At 60.6% G+C, this 3,545-nt stretch carries 3 protein-coding genes; all 3 read right to left on the reverse strand.

Annotated features, from left to right (window positions below):
* A partial coding sequence (locus tag AC1DRJ_RS21920) for a curlin (protein WP_477803985.1) occupies positions 1–966 on the reverse strand: 966 nt, incomplete at its 3' end.
* Positions 967–993: 27 nt separating this feature from the next.
* Positions 994–1,455, reverse strand: a complete 462-nt coding sequence (locus AC1DRJ_RS21925; RefSeq protein ID WP_477803986.1) for a curlin — start codon at positions 1,453–1,455, stop codon at positions 994–996.
* Between the two features lie 59 nt (positions 1,456–1,514).
* A partial coding sequence (locus tag AC1DRJ_RS21930; protein WP_477803987.1) for an Ig-like domain-containing protein occupies positions 1,515–3,545 on the reverse strand: 2,031 nt, incomplete at its 5' end.

The following is a 3,545-nucleotide window of genomic DNA, read 5'->3' on the forward strand; positions in this document are numbered from 1 at the left end:
TTGTGGGCCTTTCCAGTTGCTGGCGTAGACCTTGTTTTCAGTACCGACGGAGGTAACGTTGAGCACATGTCCATCGCCGCTTTGGTAAGTGTAATGCACGTTACCCTTGCCCTCTTGGTACAGCCCGACGATTGATCCGATGGACTCGAACTGGTCGGCATAGATTGCGTTGAGTCTGCCGACCTGCAACACCGTCGCCTCGTTGCCTTGGCCGAAGCTCTGGTCGACCACGGTTTCGTTGGTATTTCCGTTCTGATTGATGGTGGTCTGACTGGCAAGCTGGGAGTCCTGCCAGACTTCGGTGCCGTTGCCGTTGCCGACCTGGTCAATGGTCAGGGTGCTGCCCTCGCCATTGCGCTGGTCGCCATAGGCATAGTTATTGTTGCCACTCTGGTTGATGTCGATCTGGCCGCTAACCTGGAACACCTGTTCGGCGGTGCCGTAGTTGGTATTGCCGTGCTGGGTGATCGTCGCGTTGTTGCCGACGCCCATTTCTATTTGTTCGATGTTGGCTTCGTTGTTATTGCCTTGTTGGAAGGTCGTGGCGGTCGCTTCGTCCTGACTGTCCTGATAGACAAATGAGAAGTTGCCGTTGCCTTGCTGTTGTTGCAACGCATGGCTGCTACCTACGCCAATCGACTGGCTGGCATGGCTGGTGTTGAACGCGCCTGTTTGTTGCTGAGTGATGGTGCTGCCGTTTTCGAACAGTTGCTCACCGTAGCCGGCGTTGTATCTGCCGTCCTGGGTCTGTTCGATGGTGCTGCTGGCGTTGTCCTGCAACGTCATCGCATCGTTGCCCGTTCCGGTCTGCTGCTGAGTGGATAAGCTGAAACTGGCCGCGGTCTGTGTCACGTTGGCGATGTTCGCAGTGCCGTTCTGGTTCTGGTTGGACGTGCTGTCGTCGGCCATCGCCTGGGCACTGACCATGACCAGGATGGCGGCGGTAAGGGGTTTCAGTTTGAACATGATGGAACCTCCAAAAGGTGCAGTGCTTTAGCGATATTGTTTGACGGAGACGCTCATGCCGTTCCCGGACTGGCTCACGGCGCTGGAAAGCCCCGTGCCGGCCTGGTCGATGCTTGCGTCGTTGTTGTTGCCGTTCTGGGAAATCTGTGCCCGGTTATGGCTGCCGGTTTGGGTGATGTCGGCGTTATTGCCGTAGCCTTGCTGGTTGATCATTGCCATCAGGTCGCTGCCTTGTTGCAGGATGTAGGCTTCCTGATTACTGCCTGACTGGACGATGGTGCCGAGCAACGACTGGCCGTTCTGCTGCAACAGCGCAATGTTGGCCTGGCCGTTCTGGTCGATCAGCGCGTGCTGGCCAACCGGGGGTGGTAATTCTCCGAGGTCACCACCGGGACCCAGGTCGTTGTTTTCCATTAAGTCATCGGCGCGCACGCCCGCACTGCTGCAAAGCAGAAGCAGGCAGAGCAGGGCTGCGGTCGAATTTTTCATGGTTCAGTCCTTTACGATGAGGTCGCCCCACCCACCCGTTTGGTGGGTGGGGCGAGGGCTCAGTTCGCGACTACCGTTACGGTGCGTACGGAGCCTTGGGACGAGCTGATGGTGGCCGTCGGGTTAGCCGATGGGATCACCGTGGTGATGTTGTTCACCGTCAGCCTCCAGCGACCGGTCACCGGCACCGTGGTGGTGCCCAGGGTTACCAGCCCGGTCGGGGTGGTCACCTTGATGGTGATGGTGTTACCGGTGGTCACCGATGAGGTGCCCGCAAAGTCCCAGGTGAAGCGGTTGTTGGAGCGAGCCGACACCGTGGCCGTGGTCACCGCGAAGGTTTCCGCAGCAGGTCTTGGCGAGACTTGCACCGTGACCGTCGCCGGCGTCGACGAGGCGCCGAAGCTGTCCCGTGCGAGGTAGGTGAAGGTGGTGGTGAAGGCCGTGGTCACCGTGGCCGGTGGGGTGTAGGTGATGACGGTGCCGTCGGTGCTGACGGTGCCGCGTCCGGTTGCCGGTTGGGTCACGATGGCGGCGCTGAGCGGCACGTTGCCTTCCGGATCGGTGTCGTTGGCCAGCACGTTGATGGGAATCGCCACGCCCAGGGTCGCGACAGCATCGTTGACCGCTGTTGGTGCCCGGTTAGGCGCCACGGTGATGGTCACTGTCGCAGGCGTGGTCGAGGCCAGGCCTTTGACGTCTTGAGCCTTGTAGGTGAAGGTTGTGGTCAGCGGCGCGTTGACAACGGCTGGCGGGGTGTAGACCACTGCTGTGGTGCCGCTCAATGCCACGGTGCCTTGCCCGGCAGCCGGTTGGGTCAGCGCCGTGATGCTCAGTGGCGTGTTGCCGTCCGGGTCACTGTCGTTGGTCAGCAGGTTAAGGGTGACCGGCACGCCGAAGCTGGTGCTGCCGGTGTCGTTGGCGGAAAGCGGCGCCTGGTTCTCACCAGTGTCCGGCGAGTTGCCAACGACCACGACTGGCTCGGTATCACTGCCGCCTGCGGCTGATTTGATTGTCACGGTGGCGGGTGGCTGGGCCAGGTCGGAGACGGTCAGCTTTTGCAGGGTGCCGGACTTCGACAGGCGTCCATAGCCCTGCGCGACCATATCCGGCACAGCCACTTCGTCGCTGGAGGAGGCTTCGATCAGCAGGCTGTGATTGCTCCAGCTGTAGCGAGCAGTCTGGATTTTCACCACGTCAGTGAGCTTGCGCGAAACCGCTGTGGGGCGAGTACTGCCCGTCGGGTTGGTAGCGGTGACCACCACGACCGGAGGCACGTTGCCAATGATCAGATGTTGAGCGAAAAACTGCCCTTGGTTGTCGCCTGTCAGACTGGTCAGACAGGGTGAAACCGGCGGGCCGGGTACGAGGGTGATGCTTTCGCGGAAGCACAGCGTCGAGCTGATGTCCGATTTGGCAAAGATTTCAACCCGAGTATTGCTGCTACCACCCGATGAGGTGCGGTGATAGGTGGCGCGGTCGATTTCCACTGATGTTGGCTTACGGCTGTCGAGCACTTTGCCGGACACGTTGAATAGATTGGCCTGGATGGTCCCGGCGGGCCCCTCGATGCGCACGAAGTTGGTGTCGTTGGGGCTACCGGTCACGGCTTCGGTGAGGTTCGGATCGCCGACGAAGGTTTCGATGGCGCCGGTGTCCGGGTTCACTTCCGTATAAGGGCCGTTGACGCTGCGCAGGAATGGCCCGATGGCACCGTTGACCGCGCCGGTGAATACCCCTGGTGCACCGACGCCGACGTCTCTGGTGATGTTGATCGCACGACGGCCAGGGGTGGTGACGTTGATCGTTTCTTTGCCGTAAGGGTGGGTGATGGTGTAGATACCGGCGACGGGAATGTTGATGCGCATACGGATCCGCGCGAAGCTGATCTGATCACCGTCGAGCGGGTTCCCGCCGGCAAATGCAGCCTCAATCCCGGCGACATAGGCGTCCATCCCATAGCCAGCGGCGTTGTTGGGGATGGTGGTCTCGGCGAGAAACCAGAAGGATTCGTCCGGCCAGTTATCCGGGAACACCATCGGCTGGGTGTCGTCGAAAATGCCGGGTGTCGGCAGCAGGGTACACATGTAGGC

It is taken from the genome of Pseudomonas sp. P5_B2 (genome assembly GCF_056400445.1).